This is a genomic window from Phycicoccus avicenniae (assembly GCF_050496545.1).
In the GTDB taxonomy this organism is placed as follows: domain Bacteria; phylum Actinomycetota; class Actinomycetes; order Actinomycetales; family Dermatophilaceae; genus Phycicoccus; species Phycicoccus avicenniae_A.
In genome coordinates, this window is sequence record NZ_JBNVZV010000023.1 from 45,804 (window position 1) to 70,995 (window position 25,192).

Annotated in this window: 24 protein-coding genes and 1 pseudogene; 8 read left to right on the forward strand and 17 right to left on the reverse strand. The window is 74.2% G+C overall.

From position 1 onward, the window contains the following. Positions 1-3: 3 nt before the first annotated feature. The gene (locus ACQZ2A_RS16860; protein WP_430213459.1) at positions 4-1,347 is read right to left on the reverse strand and encodes an ABC transporter substrate-binding protein; all 1,344 of its coding nucleotides are present in this window, start codon (positions 1,345-1,347) and stop codon (positions 4-6) included. A gap of 234 nt (positions 1,348-1,581) precedes the next feature. Between ACQZ2A_RS16860 and ACQZ2A_RS16865 the strand changes: the two genes are divergently transcribed. The 4 genes from ACQZ2A_RS16865 (at position 1,582) to ACQZ2A_RS16880 (ending at position 6,296) form a co-directional block, all read left to right on the forward strand. Further along, positions 1,582-3,570, forward strand: a complete 1,989-nt coding sequence (locus ACQZ2A_RS16865; RefSeq protein ID WP_430213461.1) for a beta-galactosidase — start codon at positions 1,582-1,584, stop codon at positions 3,568-3,570. A 1-nt stretch (position 3,571) separates the two neighbouring features. Beyond that, positions 3,572-4,378, forward strand: a complete 807-nt coding sequence (locus ACQZ2A_RS16870) for a DeoR/GlpR family DNA-binding transcription regulator (protein WP_430213463.1) — start codon at positions 3,572-3,574, stop codon at positions 4,376-4,378. After that, entirely contained in the window at positions 4,375-5,493 is a 1,119-nt protein-coding gene (gene galT / locus ACQZ2A_RS16875; RefSeq protein ID WP_430213465.1) for a galactose-1-phosphate uridylyltransferase, read from the forward strand. Before ACQZ2A_RS16870 ends, galT begins: the two co-directional genes overlap by 4 nt. Positions 5,494-5,612: 119 nt before the next feature. After that, complete coding sequence (locus tag ACQZ2A_RS16880) at positions 5,613-6,296, forward strand: HNH endonuclease family protein (protein WP_430213466.1); 684 nt, start codon at positions 5,613-5,615, stop codon at positions 6,294-6,296. A 16-nt stretch (positions 6,297-6,312) separates the two neighbouring features. On the opposite strand, the gene ACQZ2A_RS16885 is transcribed toward ACQZ2A_RS16880, so the two are convergent. From ACQZ2A_RS16885 to ACQZ2A_RS16915, 7 genes are all read right to left on the reverse strand, one after another. Further along, complete coding sequence (locus ACQZ2A_RS16885) at positions 6,313-6,621, reverse strand: hypothetical protein (RefSeq protein ID WP_430213468.1); 309 nt, start codon at positions 6,619-6,621, stop codon at positions 6,313-6,315. 47 nt (positions 6,622-6,668) lie between these two features. After that, a complete protein-coding gene (locus tag ACQZ2A_RS16890; protein WP_430213469.1) occupies positions 6,669-7,409 on the reverse strand; it encodes an aspartate/glutamate racemase family protein in 741 nt (246 codons plus the stop codon). Further along, entirely contained in the window at positions 7,406-8,650 is a 1,245-nt protein-coding gene (locus tag ACQZ2A_RS16895; protein ID WP_430213471.1) for a carboxylate--amine ligase, read from the reverse strand. Before ACQZ2A_RS16895 ends, ACQZ2A_RS16890 begins: the two co-directional genes overlap by 4 nt. Before the next feature lie 77 nt (positions 8,651-8,727). Then, positions 8,728-9,435, reverse strand: a complete 708-nt coding sequence (locus ACQZ2A_RS16900; protein WP_430213473.1) for a class F sortase — start codon at positions 9,433-9,435, stop codon at positions 8,728-8,730. Next, on the reverse strand, positions 9,432-10,409 hold the full coding sequence (locus tag ACQZ2A_RS16905; protein ID WP_430213475.1) for a DUF4397 domain-containing protein: 978 nt from the start codon (positions 10,407-10,409) through the stop codon (positions 9,432-9,434). The genes ACQZ2A_RS16900 and ACQZ2A_RS16905 overlap by 4 nt, the downstream gene beginning before the upstream one ends. Before the next feature lie 56 nt (positions 10,410-10,465). Continuing rightward, complete coding sequence (locus ACQZ2A_RS16910) at positions 10,466-12,391, reverse strand: hypothetical protein (protein ID WP_430213477.1); 1,926 nt, start codon at positions 12,389-12,391, stop codon at positions 10,466-10,468. Between the two features lie 154 nt (positions 12,392-12,545). Continuing rightward, a complete protein-coding gene (locus tag ACQZ2A_RS16915; RefSeq protein WP_430213479.1) occupies positions 12,546-14,276 on the reverse strand; it encodes a phospholipase D-like domain-containing protein in 1,731 nt (576 codons plus the stop codon). A 92-nt stretch (positions 14,277-14,368) separates the two neighbouring features. Here ACQZ2A_RS16915 and ACQZ2A_RS16920 point away from each other — a divergent pair, with 92 nt between their 5' ends. Beyond that, a complete protein-coding gene (locus ACQZ2A_RS16920; RefSeq protein ID WP_430213481.1) occupies positions 14,369-15,067 on the forward strand; it encodes a response regulator transcription factor in 699 nt (232 codons plus the stop codon). Continuing rightward, positions 15,064-16,302, forward strand: coding sequence for a sensor histidine kinase (locus ACQZ2A_RS16925; RefSeq protein WP_430213482.1), 1,239 nt, complete (start codon positions 15,064-15,066; stop codon positions 16,300-16,302). Before ACQZ2A_RS16920 ends, ACQZ2A_RS16925 begins: the two co-directional genes overlap by 4 nt. Before the next feature lie 236 nt (positions 16,303-16,538). Here the strand turns inward: ACQZ2A_RS16925 and ACQZ2A_RS16930 are convergent, their stop codons facing one another. From ACQZ2A_RS16930 to ACQZ2A_RS16945, 4 genes are all read right to left on the reverse strand, one after another. Further along, on the reverse strand, positions 16,539-16,769 hold the full coding sequence (locus ACQZ2A_RS16930) for a hypothetical protein (RefSeq protein ID WP_430213484.1): 231 nt from the start codon (positions 16,767-16,769) through the stop codon (positions 16,539-16,541). An 11-nt stretch (positions 16,770-16,780) separates the two neighbouring features. After that, positions 16,781-17,980, reverse strand: coding sequence for a pyrophosphate--fructose-6-phosphate 1-phosphotransferase (locus ACQZ2A_RS16935; protein WP_430213486.1), 1,200 nt, complete (start codon positions 17,978-17,980; stop codon positions 16,781-16,783). Between the two features lie 171 nt (positions 17,981-18,151). Next, positions 18,152-19,237 carry an aspartate-semialdehyde dehydrogenase gene (locus ACQZ2A_RS16940; protein WP_430213488.1) on the reverse strand — a complete coding sequence of 362 codons (1,086 nt, stop codon included), beginning with the start codon at positions 19,235-19,237 and terminating at the stop codon, positions 18,152-18,154. A 1-nt stretch (position 19,238) separates the two neighbouring features. Further along, positions 19,239-20,513: an aspartate kinase gene (locus ACQZ2A_RS16945; protein ID WP_430213490.1), complete on the reverse strand. Its 1,275-nt coding sequence runs from the start codon at positions 20,511-20,513 to the stop codon at positions 19,239-19,241. A 311-nt stretch (positions 20,514-20,824) separates the two neighbouring features. Here ACQZ2A_RS16945 and ACQZ2A_RS16950 point away from each other — a divergent pair, with 311 nt between their 5' ends. Both ACQZ2A_RS16950 and ACQZ2A_RS16955 read left to right on the forward strand, forming a co-directional pair. Further along, positions 20,825-21,952 (forward strand): NAD(P)/FAD-dependent oxidoreductase, encoded by a 1,128-nt coding sequence (locus tag ACQZ2A_RS16950; protein WP_430213492.1) that lies wholly within the window; start codon positions 20,825-20,827, stop codon positions 21,950-21,952. Beyond that, positions 21,952-22,149 carry a hypothetical protein gene (locus tag ACQZ2A_RS16955; protein WP_430213494.1) on the forward strand — a complete coding sequence of 66 codons (198 nt, stop codon included), beginning with the start codon at positions 21,952-21,954 and terminating at the stop codon, positions 22,147-22,149. Before ACQZ2A_RS16950 ends, ACQZ2A_RS16955 begins: the two co-directional genes overlap by 1 nt. 27 nt (positions 22,150-22,176) lie before the next feature. On the opposite strand, the gene ACQZ2A_RS16960 is transcribed toward ACQZ2A_RS16955, so the two are convergent. The 5 genes and pseudogenes from ACQZ2A_RS16960 to ACQZ2A_RS16980 form a co-directional block, all read right to left on the reverse strand. Next, positions 22,177-22,773, reverse strand: a complete 597-nt coding sequence (locus ACQZ2A_RS16960; protein WP_430213496.1) for a DUF5063 domain-containing protein — start codon at positions 22,771-22,773, stop codon at positions 22,177-22,179. Then, complete coding sequence (gene recR / locus ACQZ2A_RS16965) at positions 22,766-23,368, reverse strand: recombination mediator RecR (protein WP_430213498.1); 603 nt, start codon at positions 23,366-23,368, stop codon at positions 22,766-22,768. The genes ACQZ2A_RS16960 and recR overlap by 8 nt, the downstream gene beginning before the upstream one ends. 55 nt (positions 23,369-23,423) lie before the next feature. Beyond that, entirely contained in the window at positions 23,424-23,648 is a 225-nt protein-coding gene (locus ACQZ2A_RS16970) for a cation transporter (RefSeq protein ID WP_430213500.1), read from the reverse strand. A gap of 52 nt (positions 23,649-23,700) precedes the next feature. Then, positions 23,701-24,396: a lysophospholipid acyltransferase family protein gene (locus tag ACQZ2A_RS16975; protein ID WP_430213502.1), complete on the reverse strand. Its 696-nt coding sequence runs from the start codon at positions 24,394-24,396 to the stop codon at positions 23,701-23,703. Then, positions 24,393-25,192 (reverse strand): annotated as a pseudogene (locus ACQZ2A_RS16980) (DNA polymerase III subunit gamma and tau); the annotation flags it as partial. The pseudogene ACQZ2A_RS16980 and the gene ACQZ2A_RS16975, both read right to left, overlap by 4 nt.

Genomic DNA, 25,192 nt, shown 5'->3' on the forward strand with positions numbered 1-25,192 from the left:
GCCTCAGCCGAGGATGGACTTGGCCTGCTGCTGGATGGAGGTGGTGATCGCGTCGATCGAGTCCGGCTTCTTGATGAACTCCTGGAGCGAGGCCGTGATCACCGTGTTCGCGAGGTCGGCGTTGGTGTCGCGGTCGAGGAACTGCGCGATGGACTTGGCGTTCTGGACGACCTCGACCGACTTCTTCTGCAGCTCGCCGTACTTCGCGGTGCTCGCGGCGGTGTTGGCGGCGATGAACGGCGCGGTGGCGGTGTTGTTCGCCGCGTCGGCCGCCTCGGCGCTGGCCAGCCACTTGATGAAGGCCTTGCCGGCCTCCTCGTCCGAGGCGCCCGAGGCGACGCAGAAGCCGTCGATCGGGGCGTCGAGGGCGTCGGCGCCGATGCTCTGGTCGAGCGCGGGGAAGGTGAAGAAGTCGAGGTCCTCCTGGGCCTCGGTCGGCACACCGTCGACGACGAACGTGCCGAGGAGGTACATCCCGCACTCGCCCTTGGCCATCGAGGTCGCGGCCTCCTGCCAGGTGCGGCCGAGCGAGTTCTCCTGGTGGTAGGGCAGCAGCGTCTTCCAGGTGGAGAACACGTTCTTCACCTCGGGGCTGTCCCAGGTCTTCTCGCCCTTGGTGAGGGCCATGTGGAAGTCGTAGCCGTTGAGCCGCATGTTGAGGATGTCGAAGGTGCCCATCGGCGCCCAGGCGTCCTTGGCCGCGAAGGCGAAGGGCGTCATCTTCTTGCCCTGCATGTCCTTCATCAGCTCGGTGAGCTCGTCCATCGTCGTCGGCTGGGTCCAGCCGTTCTTCTCGAAGACCGACTTCCGGTGGAAGACCGCCCACGGGTAGTAGCTGACCGGCACGAAGTACTGCTTGCCGTCGGCCGCGGTGGAGGCCTTCTTGAAGGCGTCGCCGATGCCGTCGAGCGGCCACACGTCGCTGACGTCGGCGATCTGCCCACCCTCGGCGAACTGGGCCATGCGGTAGCCGGCGAACCACGTGAACACGTCGTCCGGGCTGCCCTGGAGGTAGGTGGTGATGCTCTCCTGGAAGGTGTTGTGGTCGACCGCGTTGACCGAGACGGTGACGCCGGCCTTCTTCGCGTACGCGTCGGCCATGGCCTGGAGCCGCTCGTTGGCCGGCCCGGAGCCCTTGGCCTCGTTGATGCCGAACTTCACGTTGCCGGCCTTGGCGGAGGCGCCGCCACCCGAGCCGCCGTCGTCACCGCAGGCGGTGAGGAGCCCGGAGGCGCCCAGGGCACCCACGCCGAGCGCACCGCGCAGCAGGGACCGGCGACCGAGGGCGCTGACGGACGCGGGGAGGGTGCTCGCGAGGCGGGGGTCGCGCGGGACGGGGCGTGCCATGGGTGTCTCCTTTGACGTATGGCGCTTCTGACAACTTCGATCAGAAACGAACATCCAATGCCGACCGAGTGTGTCCACCCCCTGCCGCCGTGTCAAGGGGTCTGTTCACGGTTGGACGTCACGATCCGGTGTCGCTGAGCCCTTTCGCGGACCGGATGGCGCGCCTTCGCCGCCCTCGGCCCCGATGTTGGAAACTGTTGACATCTGGTGGCGGCGGGTCCCACACTGTCGGCCATGCGTCAATGGCCCGACGACCGCATCGCCTTCGGCGGTGACTACAACCCGGAGCAGTGGCCCCGCGAGGTGTGGGACGAGGACGTGCGGCTGATGGCCGACGCCGGCGTCTCCTTCGTCACCCTGGGCGTCTTCTCCTGGTCCTGGCTCGAGCCGACCAAGGGCGAGTACGAGTTCGGCTGGCTCGACGAGGTCATGGACCTCATGCACCGCCACGGCATCGCCGTCGACCTCGCGACCGCCACCGCCACGCCGCCGCCGTGGCTGAGCGCCGCCTACCCCGAGATCCTCCCGGTCGACCGCGAGGGCCGCACGCTCTGGCCGGGCAGCCGCCAGGCCTGGTGCCCGTCCTCCCCGCTCTACCGCGACTTCGCCCTCGCCCTCACGGACCGGATGGCCGCCCGCTACCACGACCACCCCGCGCTGGCGATGTGGCACATCAGCAACGAGTACGCCTGCCACAACCTGCCCTGCTACTGCGACACCTGCGCGGCCACCTTCCGGCGCTGGCTGGAGCGCCGGTACACGACGACGGACGCCCTGAACCACGCCTGGGGCACCGCCTTCTGGAGCCAGCGCTACTCCGACTGGGACGACGTGCTGCCGCCTCGGCTCAGCACCACGTTCAACAACCCGACCCACGTCCTCGACTACTCGCGCTTCGGGTCCGACACCCTCCTCGACTTCTTCCTCGCCGAGAAGGAGGTCATCCGCCGCCACTCCCCCGACGTCCGCGTGACGACGAACTTCATGACGATGAGCACCTTCCGGCTCCTCGACTACCACGACTGGGCGCCGCACCAGGACGTCGTGAGCACCGACCACTACGTCGTCGACGCCCTCGAGCACCCCCGCGCCGAGCTGTCCTTCCACGGCGACCTCACCCGCGGCCTGGCCGGCGGCGCCCCGTGGATCCTCATGGAGCACTCGACGAGCGCGGTCAACTGGCAGCCGGTCAACCCGGCGAAGCTGCCCGGCGACACGCTCCTCGACTCGCTGACCCACGTCGCCCGCGGAGCCGACACCCTCGGGTTCTTCCAGTGGCGCCAGTCGCGGTCCGGTTCCGAGAAGTTCCACTCCGCCCTCGTGCCGCACGCCGGCGAGGACTCCGACCGGTTCCGCGAGGTGTGCGAGCTGGGCGCCGTCGCCGGCCGGCTCGGCGAGCTCGTCGGCTCCCGCGTCGAGGCCGACGTCGCGATCCTCTGGGACTTCGAGGCGCAGTGGGCCGTGGCCGGACCCTGCATGCCCTCGGCAGCACTCGACTACGCGACGGCCGCGCACGCCGTGCACCGGCTGCTGCGCGACCGCGGCGTCACCTGCGACGTCGTGCACCCCGACGCCGACCTGTCCCGCTACCGCGTCGTCGTCGTCCCCACGCTCTACATCGTCTCCGACGACGCGGCCTCGGCCGTCGCGGCGGCGGCCGAGGCCGGGGCCCAGGTCCTCGTCACGTACTTCTCCGGCATCTCCGACCCGGACGACCACGTCCGCCTCGGCGGCTACCCCGGCGCCTTCCGCGAGCTGCTCGGCGTGCGCGTCGAGGAGCTCTTCCCGCTGCGCGTCGGCGAGCAGGTGGCCCTCGAGGGCGGAGGCTCCGGCACGGTCTGGTCCGAGGACGCCCGCACCCTCGACGCCGAGGTCCTCCACACCTACGCCGACGGCCCGCTCGCCGGGCGCCCCGCCGCCACCCGCCGCCCGGTCGGCGAGGGCGCGGCCTGGTACCTCGGGACGCTGCCCGACGACGACACGCTGGGCGCGCTCGTCGAGCAGGTCGTCGCGGCCGGCGGCGTCGCCCCCGCCGCCGAGGCACCGGCCGGCGTCGAGGTGGTGCGCCGGTCCTCGGCCGACGGCTCGTGGCTCTTCGTCCTCAACCACACCGACACGGACACCACGCTCACCGTTGCGGGGCACGACCTCGTCTCCGGTCGCGACGTCGGGCCGTCCACCACCGTCGCCGCCCGCACGGCGGCCGTCATCCGGGAGGCCTGAGATGCTCGCGAGCCAGCGCCGTGGAGAGATCCTCGCCATCGTCGAGGAGCGCGGGGCCGCCCGCGTCTCCGAGCTCGTCGAGCAGCTCGGCGTCTCCGACATGACGGTCCGCCGCGACATCGAGCGGCTCGACGGCGAGGGCCTGCTCGAGCGCGTCCACGGCGGCGCGGTGGCCGTCGCCCCGCGGGTCACCGACGAGCCGGGGTTCACCGCCAAGTCCACGCTGATGACGGCCGAGAAGGAGGCCATCGCCCACGAGGCGGCCCGGCTCGTCCAGCCCGGCGCCACCATCGGCATCTCCGCCGGCACGACGACCTACGAGCTGGCCCGCGCCGTGCGCGAGGTCCCGCACCTCACCGTGGTCACGAACTCGGTGCCGGTGGCCCAGCTCCTGCACGACTCCCCCGTGCGGCCCGTCGTCGTCCTGACCGGCGGTGTGCGCACCCCGTCCGACGCGCTCGTCGGGCCGGTCGCGGTCTCGGCCCTCCAGGGGCTGCACGTCGACCGCCTGTTCCTCGGCGCGCACGGCATCGACCGCTCCGCCGGGCTCACGACGCCGAACCTCGTCGAGGCCGAGACCAACCGCGCGCTGGTGCGCTCCAGCCGCTCGGTGTGCGTGCTGGCCGACCACTCGAAGATCGGCATCGTCGGCCTCTCGACCTTCCTCGACCTCGCCGACGTCGACACGCTCATCACCGACCCCGGCATCCCCACACGGGCCCGCCAGGTGCTCGAGGAAGGGGTCGAGCACCTCGTGCTCGCCCGCGCCGCCCGCGGTCGCGGCCCGCGCTCGGAGGAGGCGGGGTGAGGGCGACCCGCGAGGTCCGCCGCACCGTCGCCCGGCTGGCGGACGGCCGCCAGATCATCTACTTCGACGACACCCCCGACGCACCGGCGCGCACCGCCGTCGACACCCGCGACCTCGGCGAGCGCGCCGCGGCCGGCCACATCCGGCACGACGCCCTCACCGGCGACTGGGTCGCGGTCGCCGGGCACCGGATGCACCGCACCTTCCTCCCGCCCCGCGACGAGTGCCCGCTGTGCCCCACCGGCCGGGGCAGCGTGCCGTCGGAGGTGCCGGACGCCGACTACGACGTCGTCGTCTTCGAGAACCGGTTCCCCTCGTACGCGCCGGTGGCCGTCGACAACGTCGAGGCGCCCCCGGGCTACCTGCACGCACCGGCCCTGGGCCGCACCGAGGTCGTCTGCTTCACGAGCGACCACGAGTCGACCTTCGCCGCCCTCACACCGCACCGGGTGCGCACCGTCGTCGACGTCTGGGCCGACCGCACCGCCGAGCTCGGTGCCGACCCCGACGTCGCGCACGTCTTCTGCTTCGAGAACCGCGGTCAGGAGATCGGGGTGACGCTGCACCACCCCCACGGGCAGGTCTACGCGTACCCGTACGTCCCGGCCCGCACCGCCGAGATCCTTACCCGGGCCACCGAGCACCACGCGCGCACCGGCCGGCTGCTCGGCGCCGACCTGCTCGCCGCCGAGCGCGCCGACGGCTCCCGCGTGGTCCTCACCTCCGAGCACTGGACGGCCTACGTGCCGTACGCCGCCCGCTGGCCCCTGGAGGTCCACCTCGCGCCGCACCGCGACGTGCCGGACCTCGTGGCCCTCGACGACGCCGAGCGCGACGACCTCGCCGCCACCTACCTCGAGCTGCTCGGCCGGCTCGACCGGTTCCACGTGTCCGACGGCGGCGAGCCCGTGGCGCTGCCGTACATCGCCGCGTGGCACCAGGCGCCGGCCCGCACCGGGCGCGAGGTGTCCCGCCTGTTCCTCCAGGTGATGTCCGTGCTGCGCGGGCCCGGCCGGCTGAAGTACCTCGCCGGCTCCGAGAGCGGCGCCGGGGGCTGGGTCACCGACACCCGGCCCGAGGCGGTCGCCGCACGGCTGCGCGAGCTCGCCCCCTGATGGTCACGGAGCGAAAGACCCGCACCTGACGTTCCTGGGTCGGGCTTGACCCGATCCGAACGGCTTCCTCACCCGGGCCTTGCCCACGCCCGACCGGTCGGCGGGCAGGCTCGACGCCCGTGAGCACCTCGACCACGCCGCCCCCGTCCACCCGCCGACCGGCCGGCCGCCTCCGGGCCGCGATGCGCCGCACCGGCCTCGCGCTCGGCCTGGCCCTGGCCGCCGCGCCCGTCGTCGCGACGACCGCGAACGCGCTGCCGCCGGCGCCGCCCTCGGTCACGGACTCCCGCACGATGCTCGCCGGCCTGCACGTCGGCTACGAGGACAACGTCGGCTACGACCGCACCGAGTTCACCCACTGGATCACCATCAGCGGCAGCTGCGACACCCGCGAGACGGTGCTCAAGCGCGACGGCTCGGGCGTCGGCACCGACTCCTCCTGCCGCGCCACCTCGGGCACGTGGCGCAGCGTCTACGACGACACCACCTTCACGAACAGCTCGGACCTCGACATCGACCACATGGTCCCGCTCGCCGAGGCGTGGGGTTCCGGGGCCAACCTCTGGACCGATGCCCGCCGCGAGCAGTTCGCCAACGACCTCGCCATCCCGCAGCTCATCGCGGTGTCCGCGTCGAGCAACCGCTCCAAGTCCGACCAGGACCCCGCCGAGTGGCAGCCACCGGCCAGCGGCTGGCGCTGCGAGTACGCCCGCTCGTGGATCCAGGTGAAGTACCAGTACGACCTCGAGGTCGACAGCAAGGAGAAGACCGCGCTGACGGGGATGCTCGACACCGAGTGCTGACCGCGGTGGAGGGGCATCACCCCCGGTGTGCCGCTCCGGCGGGTGCGTCGGCGGCCCGGTCCGCCTCGCGCCGGGCCCGGACACCCCGCACGACCGCGATGGTCGCGCAGCCGACCAGGCCCGCGGCGAACAGCCACGGTGAGGCGAGGATCCCCAGCAGGAGCGCGGTGTCGGCGGGGTTCGTGGTGCACCCGAACCCGATCCCCTCGCACTGGCCGCCGGCGTTGGCGTGCGGCAGCACCAGGTACAGGACGCCGACGAGGACGGCCGGGAGCACCCAGAGCACACCGAGGGTGACGAGGTAGGGACGCAGCGGACGGACCATCGCCCCACCGTGCCACGGCCGGGGTCGGCGCGCCTGAGGAGCAGTGCTCAGACGCGCAGGCGGCCGCCGGCGCGGCGGATGGTCGCCACGGCCACGGCGTCAAGGGAGTCGACGACCGTGGGGTCCTGCACACCCAGCTCGCCCCGCAGGACCGAGAGCTCGGTGCAGCCGAGCGCCACGGCCTCGGCACCCTTGGCGCGCAGGTGCTCCACCAGCGCGTCGAAGCGGCTGCGCGGCACCGGGTTCCCCGCCTTCACCCCGTCGTAGATGACCGACATCGTCTCGCGCTGCACGTCGGGGTCGGGCAGGACGAGCTCGACTCCCGCCCGCTGCGCCGCCGCCGCGTAGGTGCCCGCCGACAGCGTGCCGTCGGTGGCCAGCAGGCCGAGCCGGGCGAGGCCGGGCACGGCCTCCCGGGCGGCCGCGACCGTCTCGTCGACGGTGTCGAGGACCTCGATGCCGACCGCGGCGCGCATCTGCTCCACCCACACGATCGCGGTGTTGCAGGGGATGGCGACGAACGTCGCGCCCGCGCGCTCGAGCGCCTGCGCCGCCGCGACGAGCGCCGGCTCGGGGCTCTCGTTGTCGCCGCGCAGGTACCCGCTGCGGTCGGGGATCGAGCCGGTCTGCCAGACGAGGAGGTCGACGTGGTCCTGGTCCCGGTGGGCGTCGGTGAGCTCGACGACGCGGCGCAGGAAGTGGACGGTCGCGGCCGGGCCGAGGCCGCCGAGCACCCCACCGGGCACCCCGTGCACCAGGATGCCCTGGGGGGCGGCGGCGGTCGTCATCGACGGTCCGTGAAGTGCTCGCGGAACTTGCGCACCTGGTTCAGGTGGTACGCCGCGTTGTACGCGCGGCGCTTGAGGGTGAGGTCGGGGCCGTACACGTTGGGGTCGCTCGCCCGACCGGCCTTCATCAGCCCGATCGCCTTGTCCCGCAACGCTTCGTCGAGGACGTAGTGCTTGACGACGTACTTCGGGACGAACGCGAAGAGGTGCTCGCCGCGGGCGATCGTCAGCCCCTCCATCGGCTCGTGGCGCACCCAGTCGCGGACGTACCACTCGGAGACGTTGTTGCCGCCGGCCGTCACGTAGAAGTTCGAGCGGCCCAGCCGGACGTTGATCTCGAAGAACTTGTACGTGCCGTCGCGCCGGTCGTACTTGAGGTCGAAGTTGGAGAACCCGACGTAGCCGATGTGCTCGAGGAAGCGCTTCGCCTGCTCGACCACCTCGTCGATCTCGGTCGTGATGATGACGCACGGGTTGCCGATGGCCAGCGGGTGGTGCTCCTCGAGGAGGACGTGGCCGACCGAGCCGAAGCGGACCGTCCCGTCACGGTCGGAGTAGCAGGTGAGCACCCGCATGTTCGTGTCGTCGCCGGGGACGAACTCCTGGAGCAGGAAGTTGCCGTCGTAGTCGCTCGCGCGCACCCGGCGCAGGGTGTCGGCGAGCTCGTCGGCGGTGTCGCAGACGTAGACCTTCTTCTTCCCCTCGAACGACGCGTAGTGGTACAGCGCGCTGTCGGCCGGCTTGGCCACGACCGGGAACTCCCACGGCAGGTCGCGCTCCTCGTCGTGCTCCCCCGAGCAGTCGACGACGACGGTCGCGGGGTACGGCACGCCGACCTCGTCGAGGATCCCGTAGAAGACGTCCTTGCGGACGATCCGGTCGAGCAGGTCGAGGTCGATGTACGGGATCGTGAACCAGGCGCCGAGCCGGTCCTTGTGCTCGATGATCATCCGCACGTACCAGTCGCCGGCCGCCACCAGCAGGAGCGGCGGGCGGCCCTCGCCCCCGTGCTCGCGGCCGATCCGCTCCAGCGCCGCGACGAACGTGCCGGGGTCCTCGAAGCCGGCGACGTACTCGTGCTCGCAGAGGGTCGAGAGGGCGATCGGGCCGCCGTCGGTCATGTTGACCACGAGCGGGCGCACGCCGTAGGCCTCGTGGAAGGTGCGCACGAGGGTGTAGGCCGTGATGTCTCCACCGAGGATGACCGGGCGGAAGTCGCTGGCGGGGGCGGCAGGGGGCACGCGGGGTTCCTTCGTCGGGGGCCGTGGGCTCGGCCACCCATCATCCACCACCGTCCGGACGCGGCCGAATCCCGCACTCAGGAGGCGAAGACGACGGTGTTGTCGACGTAGTGGCCGCTCACCGGGTCGATCTCCCCGCTGCAGGTGATGAGCCGCAGCACCGGCCCGGGTGCCGGGCCGTAGACCCGGTCCGTGGGGAAGGCGTCCTTGGCGAAGGACAGCGAGCCGCGGACGGTGAAGGTGACGACGACGCCGTCGCGGCGCACGACCTGGACCTCGTCGCCGGGCACGAGCTCGCGGAGGCGGAAGAAGACCGCCGGTCCGCGGTGGGAGTCGACGTGCCCGGCGATGACGGCGGGCCCGCGCTGGCCGGGGGCCGGGGCGGCGGTCAGCCATCCGGCCCGGGCGAAGTCCGCCGGCACCTGCATCGTGCCGTCCTTCGCGATGCCGAGGTCCACGAGCGGGGTGTCCACGCCGATGGCCGGGATCCGCAGGCGGGCCGGCCGCTGCGCCCGTGGAGCCTGGGTGCCGGTGGCGGGCACGGGCAGCGAGGCGTCGTTGGGACCGGCGTCACGGACCACCTGGGCGTCCGGGACGTCCGGGGTCGTCGCCGTCGGTGCGGGGGTCGACGGCGTCGCCGCGGCCGCCGGGGCCGGAGCGCTGCGGGTCGGTGGCGGGGGCAGGCGGGCCGGTTCGCGACCGGCCGCCGCGACGCCGGCGACCCCCAGCCCGCCGACGACGGCCAGGGACGCCGCGAGCGCGACCACCCGCTCCCGGGGGGTCACCGAACGGTGACCGGCACCGGCCGCAGGCGCCGGCGCAGCCCGACGGCGAGGAGGAGCGTCGCGCCCGCGCCGGCGAGCGCCAGCCCCCCGGTCACGGCCGGGGCGGCCGGCGCCACCGCCGCACCACCACCACCGGTCTGGACGCCCTCGCGCGGTGCCGAGCCGAGCCCGACGGCGTCGACCACGGGCTTGACCGCGACGCCGCCCTTGCCGTCGGCGAGCACGAAGACCGTGTAGACCCCGCCGCTCGCGACGTCAACGGGCGCGGTGGTCGGGGTCGCGGACTCCGCGCCGCCGGCGGTGGAGACCCGCAGCGTCCAGCGCCCGGCGGGGACGGCGGCGTAGGAGGTGGGCTCCCCGAACGGCGCGGCATCGGCGAGGGTGGGCCCGTCCGCCGCGACGACGGTGGTCGACGCCGCGTCGGGGACGGCCGGGAGCAGCCGCACGCTGGCCGTGCCGGCGCCCGGGCGGTCGAGGTCGTCGGTGAGGACGTCGATGCGGGGGGTCGGCGTGTGCGCCAGCGCGGCGAGGGTGACCGCGGTGTCGGCCTTGGCGAGAAAGGTCCCGGCCAGCACCGGCGGCCCGTCGGTGCCGGAGCCGACGGGGCGGATGGTGACCGCGTACAGCCCGGCCGGCACCTGGCGGTAGTCGCCGATCCCGCCGTAGCCGACCGTGGGCTCGAGGACCCGCGTGGTGCCCTCGGCCTGCGCCTCGGGCACTCCCCCGGTGGGGGCGTCCGCCAGCGAGGAGCCGGCGAAGGGCACGAGCCGCACCGTCATCGTCCCGACGCCGGGGACGAGGTGCGCCGCCCGGACCCAGGCGGTGCCGGCGGCCGCGGGCACGGCATCGGGCGCAGGCGCCGCCAGCGCCGGGGCGCCGGCCAGCGCGGCCCAGGACAGGACGACGGCCCCGAGGACGAGACGACGTAAGTGGCGCACGCGGCGCCGGGAGGCGACGGGACGGGTGGCGGGCATGGGTGCCTCCTGGGCGGCGGACGGGCCGGTGGGCCGGGGCGGGCGGGCGACGTGGGTCACGGGGCCTGCTCGGGGACGGACAGGACGAGGGCGGCCGGGGCGCCGCCGGTGGCGGGGAACCGCACGATCTCGGCGCGGTACGGCCGCAGCTGGGCGGCGAGGGTGGTGGCGACGTCGCCCACGACGGGGGACTCCGGCACGGCCGGCTGCCCGTCGATCGCGACGATGCGGGCCGCCCGGCGGTCCGTGCCCGGGGTGCTCTCGGGCAGGGCGTCGATGGTCAGCTCGTGCTGCGAGGCGAGCACGGCGAGCAGCGCGAGGAGCCGGGTGTCGACCCGTCCGGTGGCGAGCACCGCGCGGGAGTCGCCGGTGAGCGTCACGGCGGGGTTCTCGAGCAGGGCGTCGACGGCGGCCTGACGCGCGGCGGGGTCCTCGGCGGCCGGTGGGAGGGCCGGCGTGGCGGGCTGGTCCGGCACGGTCGGGGTGGTGGGGGTGCCGGACGGCGGTGCGGTGGTGGCGGCCGGCACCCGCAGGACCTCGACCCGGCGCTCCCCCGACCCGAAGGCCGCCGCGAGGGCACCGCGGTCGCGGGCGGCGCGCAGGACTCCTGCCGCGTCGGGGTCCAGGCGCGTGTCGGCGTTCGCGACGACCCACCACGCACCGGTGCCCGCGGTGACCGGCGAGGGCCGCACGGCCACGACGCGCGAGGCGTCGCGTCCCTGGCGCAGCAGGTCGAGCCGGGCCGCGGTGGCGGTGAGCACGACCGCGTCGGCGGGCACCGCCCGCGACACCCAGGCGACCGCCCGGGTGAGCGGGGGCGGGGCGTCGCGAGCCGTCAGGTCACCGAGCTCGGCGGCCCATCCGGGCGCGACGACGCCGACCACCAGCCCGGCCGCGAGCGCGCCGGCCAGCCCACCGAGGAGGTGGACGCGCCGGCGCCGGAGCCGGGTCGGGCGGTAGCGGACGAAGCCGTCGGCCACCCCGGCGACGGCCAGCGCCGCGAACGGCACGAGGAGGACCGCTGCCCCGGCGCGCACCGACGGCGGCCCGAGGGTGGCGGAGAGCACGAGCAGGACGGTGGTGATGGCCACCGGACGCAGCCGGCGCAGCACCGCCGCCGCGGGGCCCGCCGCCAGCAGCAGCGCGAGGACCACCGGTTCGGCGGCGGGAGAGGGTCGGGGGCCGCCCAGGAGGAGCACGGGGAGCCCGACGAGGGCCGCGAGGACCACGGTCGCGACGACGACCAGGGCGAAGACCCCCGCGGCGTCGGCCGCGGCGCGGCCGTCCCGTCCCCGGTGCCGCCAGAACAGGAGGGCGACGCCCGGCAGCGCCAGCAGCGCCACCGGGGTGGTGAGCACCCCGACGGCGAGGACGCACGCGGCGGCCGCGAGGCTCGTCGCGATGCGCCGGTCGGCGAGGGCGAGCACGAAGGCGGCGAGCACCCACGGGGCGGCGAAGCCGGCCTCGGAGACCGTGCGCTGCAGCTCCACGGCGGGCGGCGCGACGGCCATCAGCCCGACGGCCAGCGCCGCGGCCCACCGGGGCAGCCCGAGCCGACGGGCCAGGACCCACGCGAGCACGAGGGTGGCCGCGGCCGCGACGAGGGCGATCTCCCGCCCGGCGACCACCGCCCCGGGGGCGCGGTCCAGCGCGCCCGACACCGTCAGCCAGGCCGCGACCGGAAGCCGCGCCACCAGGCCGACGCCCGCGCGGACCGACCCGGTGGGGTCGGTGAGCGGGTGCGGCGTGGCCCACGCGGCGGCGACGAGGCGTCCCTCGGCGTCACCGAGGCGGGGGGCCGATGCGAGCCCGACGGCCCGGACGAGGACGCCGGTGGCCACGACGACGAGGAGGACGGGGGCGTCGGAGCGCAGCAGCGCCCGGGTGCGCGGGACGACCCGCGCCAGCCGCGTCGGGCGGACGGCCACGACGGACGGCGGGGCTCCGGGGGCAGCACGCGGCTGCTCGACGACGGATGCCATGTGCCCCTCCCTCCGGCGTGCGGGCACGCAGGGGAGGGCAGGGTGCCCGGGGCCCCTGCAGACCCGGACGTTCCCGATGACGGTAACCCCGGGACGCCCGCTTGGGAAGGGGCGGACGCGGCGGAACCGCTGGTCAGCGCCCTGCCGCGGCCGGTCAGCGGTCGGCGGCCACCGCGGGCGCGCCGTCGCCGGGGCCGTCGTCGGGGCTGTCGACGGGCGGCAGTCCGTCGTCGGCGCCGAGCGTCCCGTTGGGGTCGAAGACGTCGTAGAGGCGCGGCGCCCAGAGGGCCTGGGCGCGGGTCAGCTCGGGCGGTCCGATGCGTCGCAGCCGGCCCGGGGGACGCTCCGAGGCGGCGGACCCGGCCGCCGGCGCGCTGCGACGCCGCCAGCGGACAGCGGTGCCCCGCAACGGAGCCCGCGGCCTCGGCACGTGCACCCGGCCGCGCGAGGGACCGCCGTCGCCGTACCAGGCGTCGAGGGCGTCGGCCGTGCGCCCGAGCAGGTCCCACAGCTCGTCGGGGTCGTCCGGGACGTCCTCGGGGTCCAGGCCGGTGTGCTCGGCGACCAGCTCGCGGCGCAGGCGCAGGGCGAAGGTGTCGGGGGCGGCGCCACCCTCGGTGCCGCGGTCGTCCATCACGGCGACCGAGACCTCGGAGTCGTTGGTCCAGGACCGGCGGTTGAAGTTGTCCGAGCCGACGCTGGCCCACACGTCGTCGATGATGCAGACCTTCGAGTGGACGTACACGGGGTACCCGGTGGGGCTGGTCAGCCCGAAGAGGGCGACGCGGTCGCCGCCGGCCTCGAGGAGCAGATCCATCGCGAGCTTGCGGCCCCAGAGCTGCGGCGGCAGCGACACCGCGCCGTCGACGTCCGGCACGATGGGGATGACCGCGACGAGGTGCAGGTCGGGGTTCTCGCGCAGCGCCTCGCCGAAGTGCCGGCCGACCTCCTCGGACCAGAGGTACTGGTCCTCGAGGTAGATGAGCCGCCGGGCCGAGCGCACCGCCTTGCCGTTGCCGCGCGCCACGCTGCGCTCGCCGTGCGGCGCGAAGTCGAAGCCCTTGGCGAGCAGCGCCGGGTAGGTGCGCATCACCTGCACCGCCTCGTGCGCACCCTCGGGGGACGGCGGCGGCGGGGCCTGCTCGGGCAGCGGGCGGGGGTCGAGGTCCTCGCCCTGCAGCCGGCTGGAGGCGAAGCGGCCCGGGTTGCTCGTCAGCGGTGTCGTGTCGTCCCACCGCTCGCGGAACGTCGTCTCGAGGTCGTGCACGGCCGGGCCCTGCACCGCGCACTGCACGTCGTGCCAGCCCGGCGTGGGCCCGAAGACCCGCGGCATCGGGATGACCTGGGTGTCGCCGCGGTGGTCGGCGGTGTCGCGGCGGCTGTGGCAGAGGTCGATGCCGCCGACGTAGGCGATGTCGTCCTCGGGACCCACCGCGTGCCGGATGACGACGAGCTTCTGGTGGTGCGAGCCGCCGGGGGCCACCCGCATGTCGCGCAGGCACTGCCCGCCCGCCTCGTTGACCCGGGCCGCGAGCTCCCACGACTTCTCGGAGTGGAAGCCGAAGCGGCGCCAGTGCGAGCGCCACAGCAACCCGCGGACCTCGGCGCCCCGCCGGGCGGCGGCGGCCAGCGTCGCGCCCAGGGTGGCCGCCGGGTCGTCGGTCAGCTGCTGGTCGGGGTCGCCGCGCCAGTCGGCGAAGAGGACGAGGTCGCCCGGCCCCGTCGCGGAGAGCCGCTCGTGCAGCTCGGCGAAGTAGGTGGCCCCGTGGACGAGCGGGCGCACCACGTTCCCCGTGCTCCACGCGACGCCGGGACCGTGCACGGCATCGACGCGGGTGTGGGGGTTGGCGCGCTCCTCGGGGAGGAGGAAGAGGTCGGAGAGCATCGGGCCCATCCTGCCGGTCCGGGGGCGCGCGCGGAACGGTGGGGATACGAGACCTCGCCCGCCGACCGGCCCGGTGTCCCTACGATGCGGCCATGGCAGGGATGCGGGTCGTGCTCGCCGAGGACAGCGCGCTGCTCCGGCAGGGGCTCGCGGCGCTGCTCGTCGAGCACGACGCCGTCGACGAGGTCGTCGAGGCCGCCGACCTCGACGAGCTGCTCGCGGCCGTCGACCACGAGCGCCCGGACGTCGTGCTCGCCGACATCCGGATGCCGCCCACCCACAGCGACGAGGGCATCCGCGCCGCCGAGCGGTTCCGCCGCAGCCACCCGGGGCTCGGGGTCGTGGTCCTCTCCCAGCACGCCGACGCCGAGGGCGCGCTCGAGCTGGTGGCCGGGGGCAGCACCGGCCGCGCCTACCTCCTCAAGGAGCGGGTGGCCGACGTCGAGCAGCTCGTCGCAGCGCTGGTCGCCGTGCAGCGGGGCGAGAGCGTCATCGACCCGCACGTCGTCGACGCGCTGATGCGCCACCGTCTGCGCTTCGAGCAGGGCCCGGTCGCGCGCCTGACCACCCGCGAGCGCGAGGTGCTCGGCCTCATCGCGACGGGGGCCTCGAACTCGGCGATCGCCGACCACCTGCACGTCACGTCGCGGGCGGTCGAGAAGCACATCAACTCGATCTTCACCAAGCTCGACCTCCCGTCGGGCGACACCCGGCACCGGCGGGTCGCGGCCGTCCTGCTCTACCTCGGCGACAGCCGGTCCTCGGGTGCAGCGGGCGGGCCGGTCCGGTGATCTCACCGCGCCGGCGGGAACCCCCGGTCCGGGACCCGCTGTTCCCCGGGTCGACCCGGCAGCGCATCCGCACCTACCTCGTCGTCAACCTCGTGGCGATCTGGACCTCGGTCGTCGCGCTCGTGGTCCTCAACCAGCAGGTGCCCTCGCGCTCGATCGTCGTCGACATCGTCGCGCTCGTCGTCGCCGGGGCGGCGTACGCGGTGGCCCTGGTCCTCGCCACCCGGGGCGCGCTCGGCCCGGCGGCGGCCGTGGCGGTGGGGGGCACGTGGCTCGTCGCCTTCTCGCTCGCCTGGGCCACGCCGTTCACGACGCCGGTGGCGCTGCTCGTCCTCTACGTCCCGGCCCTGATCCTCACCGACGCCTTCGGGCCGCGCAGCCGCACCGTCCTGCTCACGGCGACCGTGGTGCTCACCGGCGCGCTGGTGGTCGTCGGGGAGTCGCGGCGCGAGGTCTGGGACGCCAACCACCCCGAGATCCCGGTGCTCGGCCTGCTCGTCGGCCTCTTCACGCTCATCGTGGCCGGCGTCCTCGTGGTCGGCATCCGCGACACCGCGCTGCGCGTCACGCGGCACAGCCGGGACCTCGAGGAGTCCCGCACCCGGCTCGCGGCGGCGAGCCTGGACGCCCGCCGCGACATCGAGCGCGACCTGCACGACGGGGCGCAGCAGCGCCTCACGACCCTGGCCGTCGACATCGGCCGGCTGACCCGGGCGCTGGACACCGACCCGGAGCGGGCCCGCACCATCGCGCACGGCCTGCACGACCAGCTCCAGGCCGCCATCCGCGAGCTCCGCGACCTCGCGCACGGCATCTACCCGACGGTCCTCACCGAGCGCGGGCTTGCCGGGGCGCTACCGGCGGCCGCCCGCCGCACCGCCGTCGCGTGCGTCGTCGACGTCGACGGCCTGCGCCACCGCCACGCCTCGGACGTCGAGGCCGCCGTCTACTTCTGCTGCCTGGAGGCGATGCAGAACGCCGACCGTCACGCGCAGGGCTCGCTCATCAGCGTCGAGGTGTCCGACGACGCCCGCGACGGCGAGCCGGTGCTGCGCTTCCGCGTCTCGGACGACGGCCGCGGATTCGACGTCGGCCGGCACCGGGGCGCCCACGGCCTCGCCGGGATGCGCGACCGCATCCTGTCGGCCGGAGGGCGGCTCGAGATCCGCTCGGTCCCGGGCGGGGGGACCACCGTCGAGGGACGGTTCCGCAAGGACACCTCGACCGCCCGCTGAGCACGACCGGGGCGACGGGCGCGGCCCCCGTGATGGTGGTGCAGGCACCACCCCCGGAGCGGGGGTGCGCGCTACAGACAGGCGGGGGCCGGACGGGACAGGATCATGAGCGGTGGCCGTCGCAGGGGACGGTTGCACACCCAATCACGAGTCGCGGTACGCCGCATCGTGTCTCGCGGTGGGTCCCCGCCGTCAGGCCGAGGGACCCATCGCGGGGGGACCGCCGCCGCTGCCCCTCAGATCGCCAGCAGCGCGATGACGACCGCGAAGACCAAGGGCACGCCGAACACGACGTCGAGCACGTGGAACGGCACCCAGTGCAGGTGCGTGACCTTCCACCCGAAGTCGGCGTCCGGCCACTCCGGCGGCCGCCAAGAACGCGCCCGGTACAGCCGCTGGCCGACCAGCAGGAGCGCGTAGATGACGACGGCGACCCACCAGCCGTCGATCATCCCGTTCTCGCGCACCGGAACCCGGCTCAGGCCTGGCCGATGGACCCCAGCAGCTCGGTGAACCAGGGCACCTCGACGTCGAAGGCCTTGCCGCCGCGGATCCGGGGGAACTCCACCGGGCGCAGCTCGTCACCGCGCTCCTCGTCGTGGCCGACGAGCCCGGGCTCACCGCGCAGGGCGGCGTCGACGGCGAGGTCGGTGCACTCCTTGATGAGCGCCAGGTCGCGCTCGTTGGCCGGCGCCGACCGCGAGAAGTAGCCGGACTTCTGGACCATCGTCTTCTCGGCGCCGAGCACCTCGGCGAACTGCTTGGCGAACCACGCGCCGGGGTTGACCTTGTCGAGCTGCACGTGGCCGAACGGGTCCTTCGGGACCTCCTGGCCCGAGGCCTCGAGCTCCGCGACGACCTCCTCCACACCGGCCCCCTCGGACAGGAAGATGTTGACGCAGCCCACCTCGTCCATGACGGCGCGCAGCCGCTCACCCTCGGCCGCGATGTCGATGTGCCGCTCGGGCACGAAGACGGCGTGCACGTCCCAGGCGCGCGGGTCGTTGCCGATGGCCGGCACGAACTCCTGCTCGCCGACCCAGCGGTGGTACTCGGCGGCCGTGGCGGCGGTCAGCCATCCGCAGTGCCGGCCCATCACCTCGTGGACGACGAGCATCCGCGGGTTCGACGTGTGCTCGGCGATGATGTTCTGCGCGAACCGACTTCCCTGCTCGGCCGCCGTCCACGCACCGAGGGACTGGCGGATCGGGATGATGTCGTTGTCGACGGTCTTCGGCAGCCCGACGACGGTCAGCTCGTAGTCGTTCTCGTGCAGGTACGCGGCGAGGTCGGCGGCCGTCGTGTTCGTGTCGTCGCCCCCGATGGTGTGCAGGACGTCGACGCCATCGGCGGTCAGCTGCTCGGCCGCGACGTGCAGCGGGTCCTGGCCCTCCTGCACGAGCCCGCGCTTCACGCAGTCGGCGACGTTGGTCAGCTTGACGCGGCTGTTGCCGATCGGGCTGCCGCCGAACCGGTGCAGCAGGTGTGCCTTCTCCCGGACCTCCGGCGTCACCTCCACGTACTCGCCCGTGAGCAGGCCCGCGTAGCCGTTGGTGTACGCGATGATCCGCACGTCGGGCGCGACCTCGGTGTAGCGCTCGATGAGCCCGCCGACGGCGGAGGACAGGCACGGCGCGAGGCCGCCGGCGGTGAGCATGGCGACGGTGCGGACGGTCATGGGGGTCGCTCCTTCGAGGGCGGGTGGGGCGTCGGTCCCATTCTGGCAAGGTCGCGGCCGCGGGTGTGGCCGGGGTCACCATCGTGGACGTCCGCCCGGCGCGTGAGCCCCCTTCCGGCGCGGGAGCCTCCTGCAGGCGGCTCTGCCGCGGGAACGCGGCTCGCGAACCGGTCAGAGGGTGGCGGCGACCAGCTCGGCGGTCTGCAGCATGTTCAGGGCGGCGCCCTTGCGGAGGTTGTCGCCGCAGATGAACAGGTCGAGGGTGGTCGGGGCGTCCTCGGCCTGGCGGATGCGGCCGGCGAAGCGCGGGTCGGCACCGACGACGTCGTTGGGCGTCGGGAACTCGGGCTCGTCGGGGTCGTCGAGGACGACGACGGCCGGCGCCTCGACGAGCGCCTGACGGGCCTCGGCCACCTTGATGCGACGGCCGAAGGTCGCGTGCACGGTGACCGAGTGCGACGACACCACCGGCACCCGCACGCACGTCGCGGACACCGGCAGGTCCGGCAGGTCGAGGATCTTGCGCGTCTCGTCGCGGACCTTGGTCTCCTCCGACGTCCAGCCCTCCCCCACGTGGTGCCCGACGAAGGGAACGACGTTGAGCGCCAACGGTGCCGGGAACGGCGACTCCGTGCCGAGCTCGTGCTCGACGAGGCGCCGGACATCCCCCGGGCGGGTGCCGAGCTCGCGGTCGCCGTGGACGACGTCGAGCTCGTCGTGCAGGCGCGCCATCCCGGCGCGCCCGAGCCCCGAGGCCGCCTGGAAGGTCGTGACGACGAGGCTGGTCAGCTCCCATCCGCTGTGGAGCACCGCGAGGACGTCGATCATCGTCATCACGGTGGCGCCGGGGTTGGCGATGATGCCGCGCGGACGGTCCGACACCCGTCGCGGGTTGACCTCGGGCACCACGAGCGGGACGTCGGGGTCGGTGCGGAAGACCGTCGAGTTGTCGATGCAGACGATCCCGCGGGCCGCCGCCAGCTCGACCCACTCGCGGGCGATGGTCGGCGGGATGTCGAAGACGGCGACGTCGAGGCCGTCGAAGAAGCCGGGCTCGACGGCCTCGACGGTGATCTCCTCGTCGCCGACGCGCAGGACCCGGCCGACGTCCTCGGCGCCGGCCGCCACGCGCACCTCGCCCCACGCGTGGCGGTGCATCGGGAGGATCTGGAGGACGACCCTCCCCACGGCCCCCGTCGCGCCGACGACGCCGAGGGTGGGTCGCCGGTCGCCGCGAGGAGCGTCGGTGGAGGTCACGTCAGCGGCCGGTGCCCCCGTAGACGACGGCCTCGCCCTCGGAGGAGTCGAGCCCGAAGGCGCTGTGCACCGCGCGCACCGCGTCGTCGAGGAGCTCGTCGCGGGTGACCACCGAGATGCGGATCTCGGAGGTGGAGATCATCTCGATGTTGACGCCCGCCTGGGCCAGCGCGCTGAAGAACGTCGCCGAGACACCGGGGTTCGAGCGCATCCCGGCGCCGACGAGGCTCAGCTTCCCGATCTGGTCGTCGTACTGGACCTGGGTGAAGCCGACCTCGGGCTGGATGCGCTGGAGGGCCTGCACGGCGGTCGTGCCGTCGCTCTTGGGCAGCGTGAACGAGATGTCGGTGAGGCCGGTCTCCACCGCCGAGACGTTCTGGACGATCATGTCGATGTTGATCTCGGCGCTCGCCAGCGCCTCGAAGATCTTGGCGGCCATGCCGGTGCGGTCGGGCACGCCGACGACGGTGACCTTGGCCTCGCTGCGGTCGTGGGCGACGCCGGCGATGATCGGGGCTTCCACGGGGTCTCCTTCGGGGGCGGGCTGGTCGGTGACGGTGGTGCCGATCTTGCGCGAGAACGAGGACCGGACGTGGATCGGGATGTCGAAGCGGCGCGCGTACTCGACGCTGCGCAGGTGCAGCACCTTCGAGCCGGAGGCGGCGAGCTCGAGCATCTCCTCGTTGGTGATGCGGTCGAGCTTGCGGGCGCTCGGGACGATGCGCGGGTCGGCGGTGAAGACGCCGTCGACGTCGGTGTAGATCTCGCAGACGTCGGCGCCAAGGGCCGCGGCGAGCGCGACGGCGGTGGTGTCGGTGCCGCCCCGGCCGAGGGTGGTGATCTCCTTGGTGTCCTGGCTGACGCCCTGGAACCCGGCGACGATGACGACGTGCCCCTTGCCGAGGGCCTCGGTGATGCGGCCCGGCGTGACGTCGATGATCTTGGCCTTGCCGTGCACCGAGTCGGTGATGACGCCGGCCTGGCTGCCGGTGAAGCTGCGGGCGCTGTGCCCGAGGTCGGTGATGGCCATCGCGACGAGGGCCATCGAGATGCGCTCGCCGGCCGTCATCAGCATGTCGAGCTCGCGCGGCGGGGGCATCGGGCTGACGTCCTGGGCGAGGTCGAGCAGCTCGTCGGTGGTGTCGCCCATCGCCGAGACCGCGACGACGACGTCGTTGCCGGCCTTCTTCGTCTCCGAGATGCGCTGCGCGACGCGCTTGATGCTCTCGGCGTCGGCGAGCGAGGACCCACCGTACTTCTGGACGACGATGGGCACGGTGGCTCTCCCGGGACGGTGGTGCTGGGCTGGCCTCCACCCTACCGAGCCGTCCACGGACCGGACTGGGCGCCCACATCCCGGAAGCGCGGCCGGCGCTCCGGCCGTCCACCTTTCGACGAATGTGTCAGTTCTCGTACGCCGCGCCCGTCCACCTTTCGACGAATGTGTCAGTTCTCGTACGCCGCGCCCGTCCACCTTTCGACGAATGTGTCAGTTGTTGTACGCCGCGGCCGTCCACCCATCGACTCCGGCGTCGAGGGTCGGTGCGAACCTTCCACCGGGCCCGTGCGCCGCGTAGCGTCGGCGCCATGTCGATCGTCATCGTCGGAGCAGGGCTCGCGGGCGCCACGGCCGCCACCGAGCTGCGGGAGCAGGGCTACGAGGGACCGGTGGTCCTCCTGGGCGCCGAGGACCACCCGCCCTACGAGCGGCCCCCGCTGTCCAAGGCCTACCTCCTCGGCGACGACCCCTTCGACAAGGCGCTCGTGCACCCCGCCGAGTGGTACGCCGAGCACGACGTCGACCTGCGCCTCGGCGTGACCGCCACCGGCCTCGACACCGACGCCCACGTCCTCACGACCTCGGCCGGGGAGGTCACCTACGAGAAGCTGCTCCTCGCCACCGGCGCCGAGCCGCGCGTGCTCCCGCTCGCCGAGGAGACCGACGTCCCGGTCGCGTACCTGCGCACCGTCGAGGACTCCGACCGCCTCCGTGACGCCTTCGGGTCGGGGAAGCGCATCGTCGTCGTCGGGGGCGGCTGGATCGGCCTCGAGGTCGCCGCCGCCGCGCGCTCGGCCGGCTCCGACGTCACCGTCTTCGAGATGGATGACCTGCCGCTGCAGCGCGTGCTGGGCCCCACCGTCGCCCAGGTCTTCGCCGACCTGCACCGCGAGCACGGCGTCGACCTGCGCCTCGGCGCCGAGGTGACCCCCGCGGACCTCGCGGGCGCCGACCTCGTCGTCGCCGGTATCGGCGTCAGGCCGCGCGTCGACCTCGCCCACGACGGCGGGCTCGACGTCGACGACGGCGTGCTCGTCGACTCGCGTCTGCGCACCTCGGTCCCGTCCGTGTACGCCGTCGGCGACGTCGCCAACCACGCCCACCCCCGGCTGGGCCGCCGGATCCGGGTCGAGCACTGGGACACCGCGATCAAGCAGGGCAAGGTGGCGGCGCACAACCTCGCCGGCGGGGACGAGGAGTACGAGGCGATGCCCTACTTCTTCACCGACCAGTACGACCTCGGGATGGAGTACGTCGGCCATGCCTCGGCCGAGGACGAGGTCGTCGTCCACGGCAGCCTCGAGGACCGCGAGTTCCGCGCGTTCTGGCTGCGCGACGGCGACGTCGTCGCGGCGATGCACGCCAACGACTGGGACGCCGGCGACGCCATCAAGGCGGCCGTCGAGTCCGGCGAGCTGCCGGAGGAGCAGTCCTGATGACGCGCCCCGTCGCGCTCGTGCTGGGCGGCGTGCTGGTGCTGGTCGGCCTGCTCTGGACCGGTCAGGGCCTCGGCTGGATCGGCGGCAGCCCGATGACCGGCGTCACGCTCTGGGCGGTCGTCGGGCCGGTGGTCGCCCTGCTCGGGCTGCTCATCGCCCTGCGCGGCGGTCGCGGTCGGGCGACGCGCCCCTGAGCGCTGGCCCCTGACCCCTCGAACCCCTCAGGGGTGCAGCGCGTCGAACTCCGCCTCGGACACGACGTCGGCATCGGCGTCGAGGCGCACGTGCGCCAGCAGGGTCTGGACCACGCGCAGCGCCGCGGCGGCGCGCTCGCCCCAGTCCGAGAGGTAGCTGAACTGCCACCACCACAGGGCCTCCAGCGGACGCCCGGCGGCGTGGTGCTGGAGCCCGTGCGAGAGGGCGCCGGCGACGGCGACGAGGTCGTTGGAGACCGACCCGACCCCGAGCTCGGGGGTGGTCAGCGGGTCGACGACGTCGGCGTACTCGTCGAGGCCGTCGAAGAGGTTGGCCAGCCCCTCGCGCAGCGGGGCCAGCTCGGGGTCGGGGGTGTCGGGCTCGAAGCGCTCCTCGGGCACGACGTCCTCGACGGCGCCGAGCCGGGCCCCGGAGACGAGGACCTGGGAGAGCGCGAGCAGCAGCATCGGCAGGGCGGCGTCGGGCGCCTCGCCGGCGGCCAGCTCGCGCAGCGTCGTGAGGTAGGTCCGCGCGTCCATCGCGGTCTCCTCGGCCAGGGCCGCCCAGTCGGCGGCGACGGCCTGCGTGGCCTGCTCCGGCGTGGGGGTGGTGGTGTCAGGCACCGATGAGCCTCCGTCCCTCGAACGCCCGGCCGAGGGTGACCTCGTCGGCGTACTCCAGGTCGCCGCCGACCGGCAGGCCGGAGGCCAGGCGGGTGACCCGCGGCACCCCGATGTCTCGCAGCATCCGCGACAGGTAGCTCGCGGTGGCCTCGCCCTCGAGGTTGGGGTCGGTGGCGATGATGACCTCGGTGACCTCGCCGTCCCCGAGGCGGGCGAGCAGCTCGCGGACCCGCAGGTCCTCGGGGCCGACGCCGTCGATGGGGCTGATCGCGCCGCCGAGCACGTGGTAGCGGCCGCGGAACTCGCGGGTGCGCTCGATGGCGACGACGTCCTTGGGCTCCTCGACCACGCAGATGGCCGAGCCGTCACGGCGGGTGTCGGAGCAGATGCGGCAGCGCTCGGCCTCGGCGACGTTGAAGCAGACCTCGCAGAAGCGGACCCGGGCCTTGACCTCGGACAACGCGTGGGTCAGCCGCTCGACGTCGGCCGGGTCGGCCTGGAGCAGGTGGAAGGCGATCCGCTGGGCGCTCTTGGGACCGACGCCCGGCAGCCTGCCGAGCTCGTCGATGAGGTCCTGGACCGCGCCTTCGTACACGCCCCGAGCCTACGGCCTGGGCGGCCGGGACGGGCGCCGGGCGGCAGCGCGTCGGTCAGGCGCGGGCGAGGACGTAGCCGCCGGCCTCGTCGAGCGCGCCGGAGACCTCGGCGTCGGTGAGGGTGCGGTCGGCGGTCACGCGCACGGTCGAGGCACCCTCGGCGACCACCTCGACCCCGACCTCGCGGACGCCGTCGAGGGCGGTCAGCTCGTCGGTGACGGCCTGCGCGCAGTGCCCGCAGGTGAGACCGGTGGCGTGGAACTCCTGGGTCGTGGCCATGGCCGCGTCCTCTCCTCGATGGATACCTCCCCCCAGTATCCGCCCCACCGGCTCAGATGCCGACGGCGGCCCCCGTGCTTTCCGGCGGGAGCTCGTTGTAGGTGTCCGCGCGCTCCTGGCCGGAGAGGGCGGCGATGGCGTCCATCACCTCGTCGGTGAGGAGGCGGCGGGCCCGCCCGGCCGGCATCTCGGCGTAGGGCGCAGGGCTGATGGGCCGACCGAAGGCGACCCGCACCTTCGCCACCCTCGGGAAGCTGGAGCCGACCGGCATCACCTCGTCGGTGCCGACCAGGCCGACCGGGACGACGGGCACGCCGGCGGTGAGCGCGAGCCACGCGACCCCCGTGCGTCCCTTGTAGAGCCGGCCGTCGCGCGAGCGCGTGCCCTCGGGGTAGATCCCGAACCCGCGCCCCTCCTGCAGCACCGCCAGGGCGGCGTCGAGGGACTCCTGGGCCGCGCGCGAGGAGTGTCGGTCGACCGGGACGGCGCCGATGCCCTCGAAGAAGCCGCGACGCACCCGGCCGCCGATGCCCGTGCCCGTGAAGTAGTCGGACTTCGCGAGGAACACGACGGGCCGCGGGGCGACGATGGGGATGGCGAAGGAGTCGATGAAGGAGAGGTGGTTGCTGGCGAACAGGACTCCACCGGTGGTGGGCACGCCCTCGGTGCCCGTGACGGTGGGCCGCCAGAGCAGCTTCGAGAGCGGGGCGACCGCTCCGTGGCTCACCGTGTAGGCGAGCCGGCTCACCGCTGCTCCTCGTGGATGACCGTGCCGCCGAGGATGCGCTCGACAACGGGCACCCCGACATCGGTGAGGTCCTCGATGGACTCGTCGTCCTCGCTGATGGCGGTGTCGTCGACGACGTGCGGCGCGACCGCCTCCTGCTCCTGCTCGGCCGCGACAGCGGCCTTGGCCTGCTCGAGCGGGCTGGCCCACGACGGCGCCGACTCCGGGGGCGGGGGCGCGTCGGACCAGCTGGGCGCCTCCGAGCGCGGGGCCGCCGGGGCGACGCCGACATCCTGCACGGGGGCCGGGTCGGACGCGGGCGGCGGCGCCTCGAAGGAGGGGACCGGGGCGGCGGCCGGCTCGGGGGGCGGCGCGACGTCGCCGGGCACGCCCTCGACGCGGGCGTCGACCCCGAGGACGTCGATGAGCGCCTGCCGCACGTACTCGGCGTGGGCACCGCGCCGGAACGTCTCGGCGAGGCCCGTGGTGGAGATGGCGAGGACCACGCGCTGGCCGTCGTACTCCTGGACCTGCGCGTTCTGGGCCACGAACGTCCAGGTGACGCGCTTGTTGCGGCCGAGCCAGTCGAGGACGTCGGGCCAGGACCGACGCAGGGCGTCGGTGTCGATGCCGCCCGGGCCCTTCACGGCGGCCGGCGCCGGGGCGGCCGCGGGAACCGGGGCCGGGGCATGGGTCGGTGCCGGTGGCTCGGCGGCGGGAGGCGCCGGCTCGGTTGCAGCAGGCTCGGGCGCGGACGGGGTGCCCGCGGCCGGCCCCGGTTCGGGCCGGCGGTCGGGAACGGGCTCGGCGGCGACCG

What these genes read in the sequence shown, in the direction of transcription:
- ACQZ2A_RS16890 (WP_430213469.1), bottom strand. Translation starts at nt 7,409, where the DNA reads ATGACGACCGCCGCCGCCCCCCAGGGCATCCTGGTGCACGGGGTGCCC.
- ACQZ2A_RS16955 (WP_430213494.1), top strand. Translation starts at nt 21,952, where the DNA reads ATGACGCGCCCCGTCGCGCTCGTGCTGGGCGGCGTGCTGGTGCTGGTC.
- ACQZ2A_RS16905 (WP_430213475.1), bottom strand. Translation starts at nt 10,409, where the DNA reads ATGCCCGCCACCCGTCCCGTCGCCTCCCGGCGCCGCGTGCGCCACTTA.
- ACQZ2A_RS16860 (WP_430213459.1), bottom strand. Translation starts at nt 1,347, where the DNA reads ATGGCACGCCCCGTCCCGCGCGACCCCCGCCTCGCGAGCACCCTCCCC.
- ACQZ2A_RS16935 (WP_430213486.1), bottom strand. Translation starts at nt 17,980, where the DNA reads ATGACCGTCCGCACCGTCGCCATGCTCACCGCCGGCGGCCTCGCGCCG.
- ACQZ2A_RS16885 (WP_430213468.1), bottom strand. Translation starts at nt 6,621, where the DNA reads ATGGTCCGTCCGCTGCGTCCCTACCTCGTCACCCTCGGTGTGCTCTGG.
- ACQZ2A_RS16920 (WP_430213481.1), top strand. Translation starts at nt 14,369, where the DNA reads ATGGCAGGGATGCGGGTCGTGCTCGCCGAGGACAGCGCGCTGCTCCGG.
- ACQZ2A_RS16915 (WP_430213479.1), bottom strand. Translation starts at nt 14,276, where the DNA reads ATGCTCTCCGACCTCTTCCTCCTCCCCGAGGAGCGCGCCAACCCCCAC.
- ACQZ2A_RS16870 (WP_430213463.1), top strand. Translation starts at nt 3,572, where the DNA reads ATGCTCGCGAGCCAGCGCCGTGGAGAGATCCTCGCCATCGTCGAGGAG.
- ACQZ2A_RS16970 (WP_430213500.1), bottom strand. Translation starts at nt 23,648, where the DNA reads ATGGCCACGACCCAGGAGTTCCACGCCACCGGTCTCACCTGCGGGCAC.
- ACQZ2A_RS16910 (WP_430213477.1), bottom strand. Translation starts at nt 12,391, where the DNA reads ATGGCATCCGTCGTCGAGCAGCCGCGTGCTGCCCCCGGAGCCCCGCCG.
- ACQZ2A_RS16865 (WP_430213461.1), top strand. Translation starts at nt 1,582, where the DNA reads ATGCGTCAATGGCCCGACGACCGCATCGCCTTCGGCGGTGACTACAAC.
- ACQZ2A_RS16950 (WP_430213492.1), top strand. Translation starts at nt 20,825, where the DNA reads ATGTCGATCGTCATCGTCGGAGCAGGGCTCGCGGGCGCCACGGCCGCC.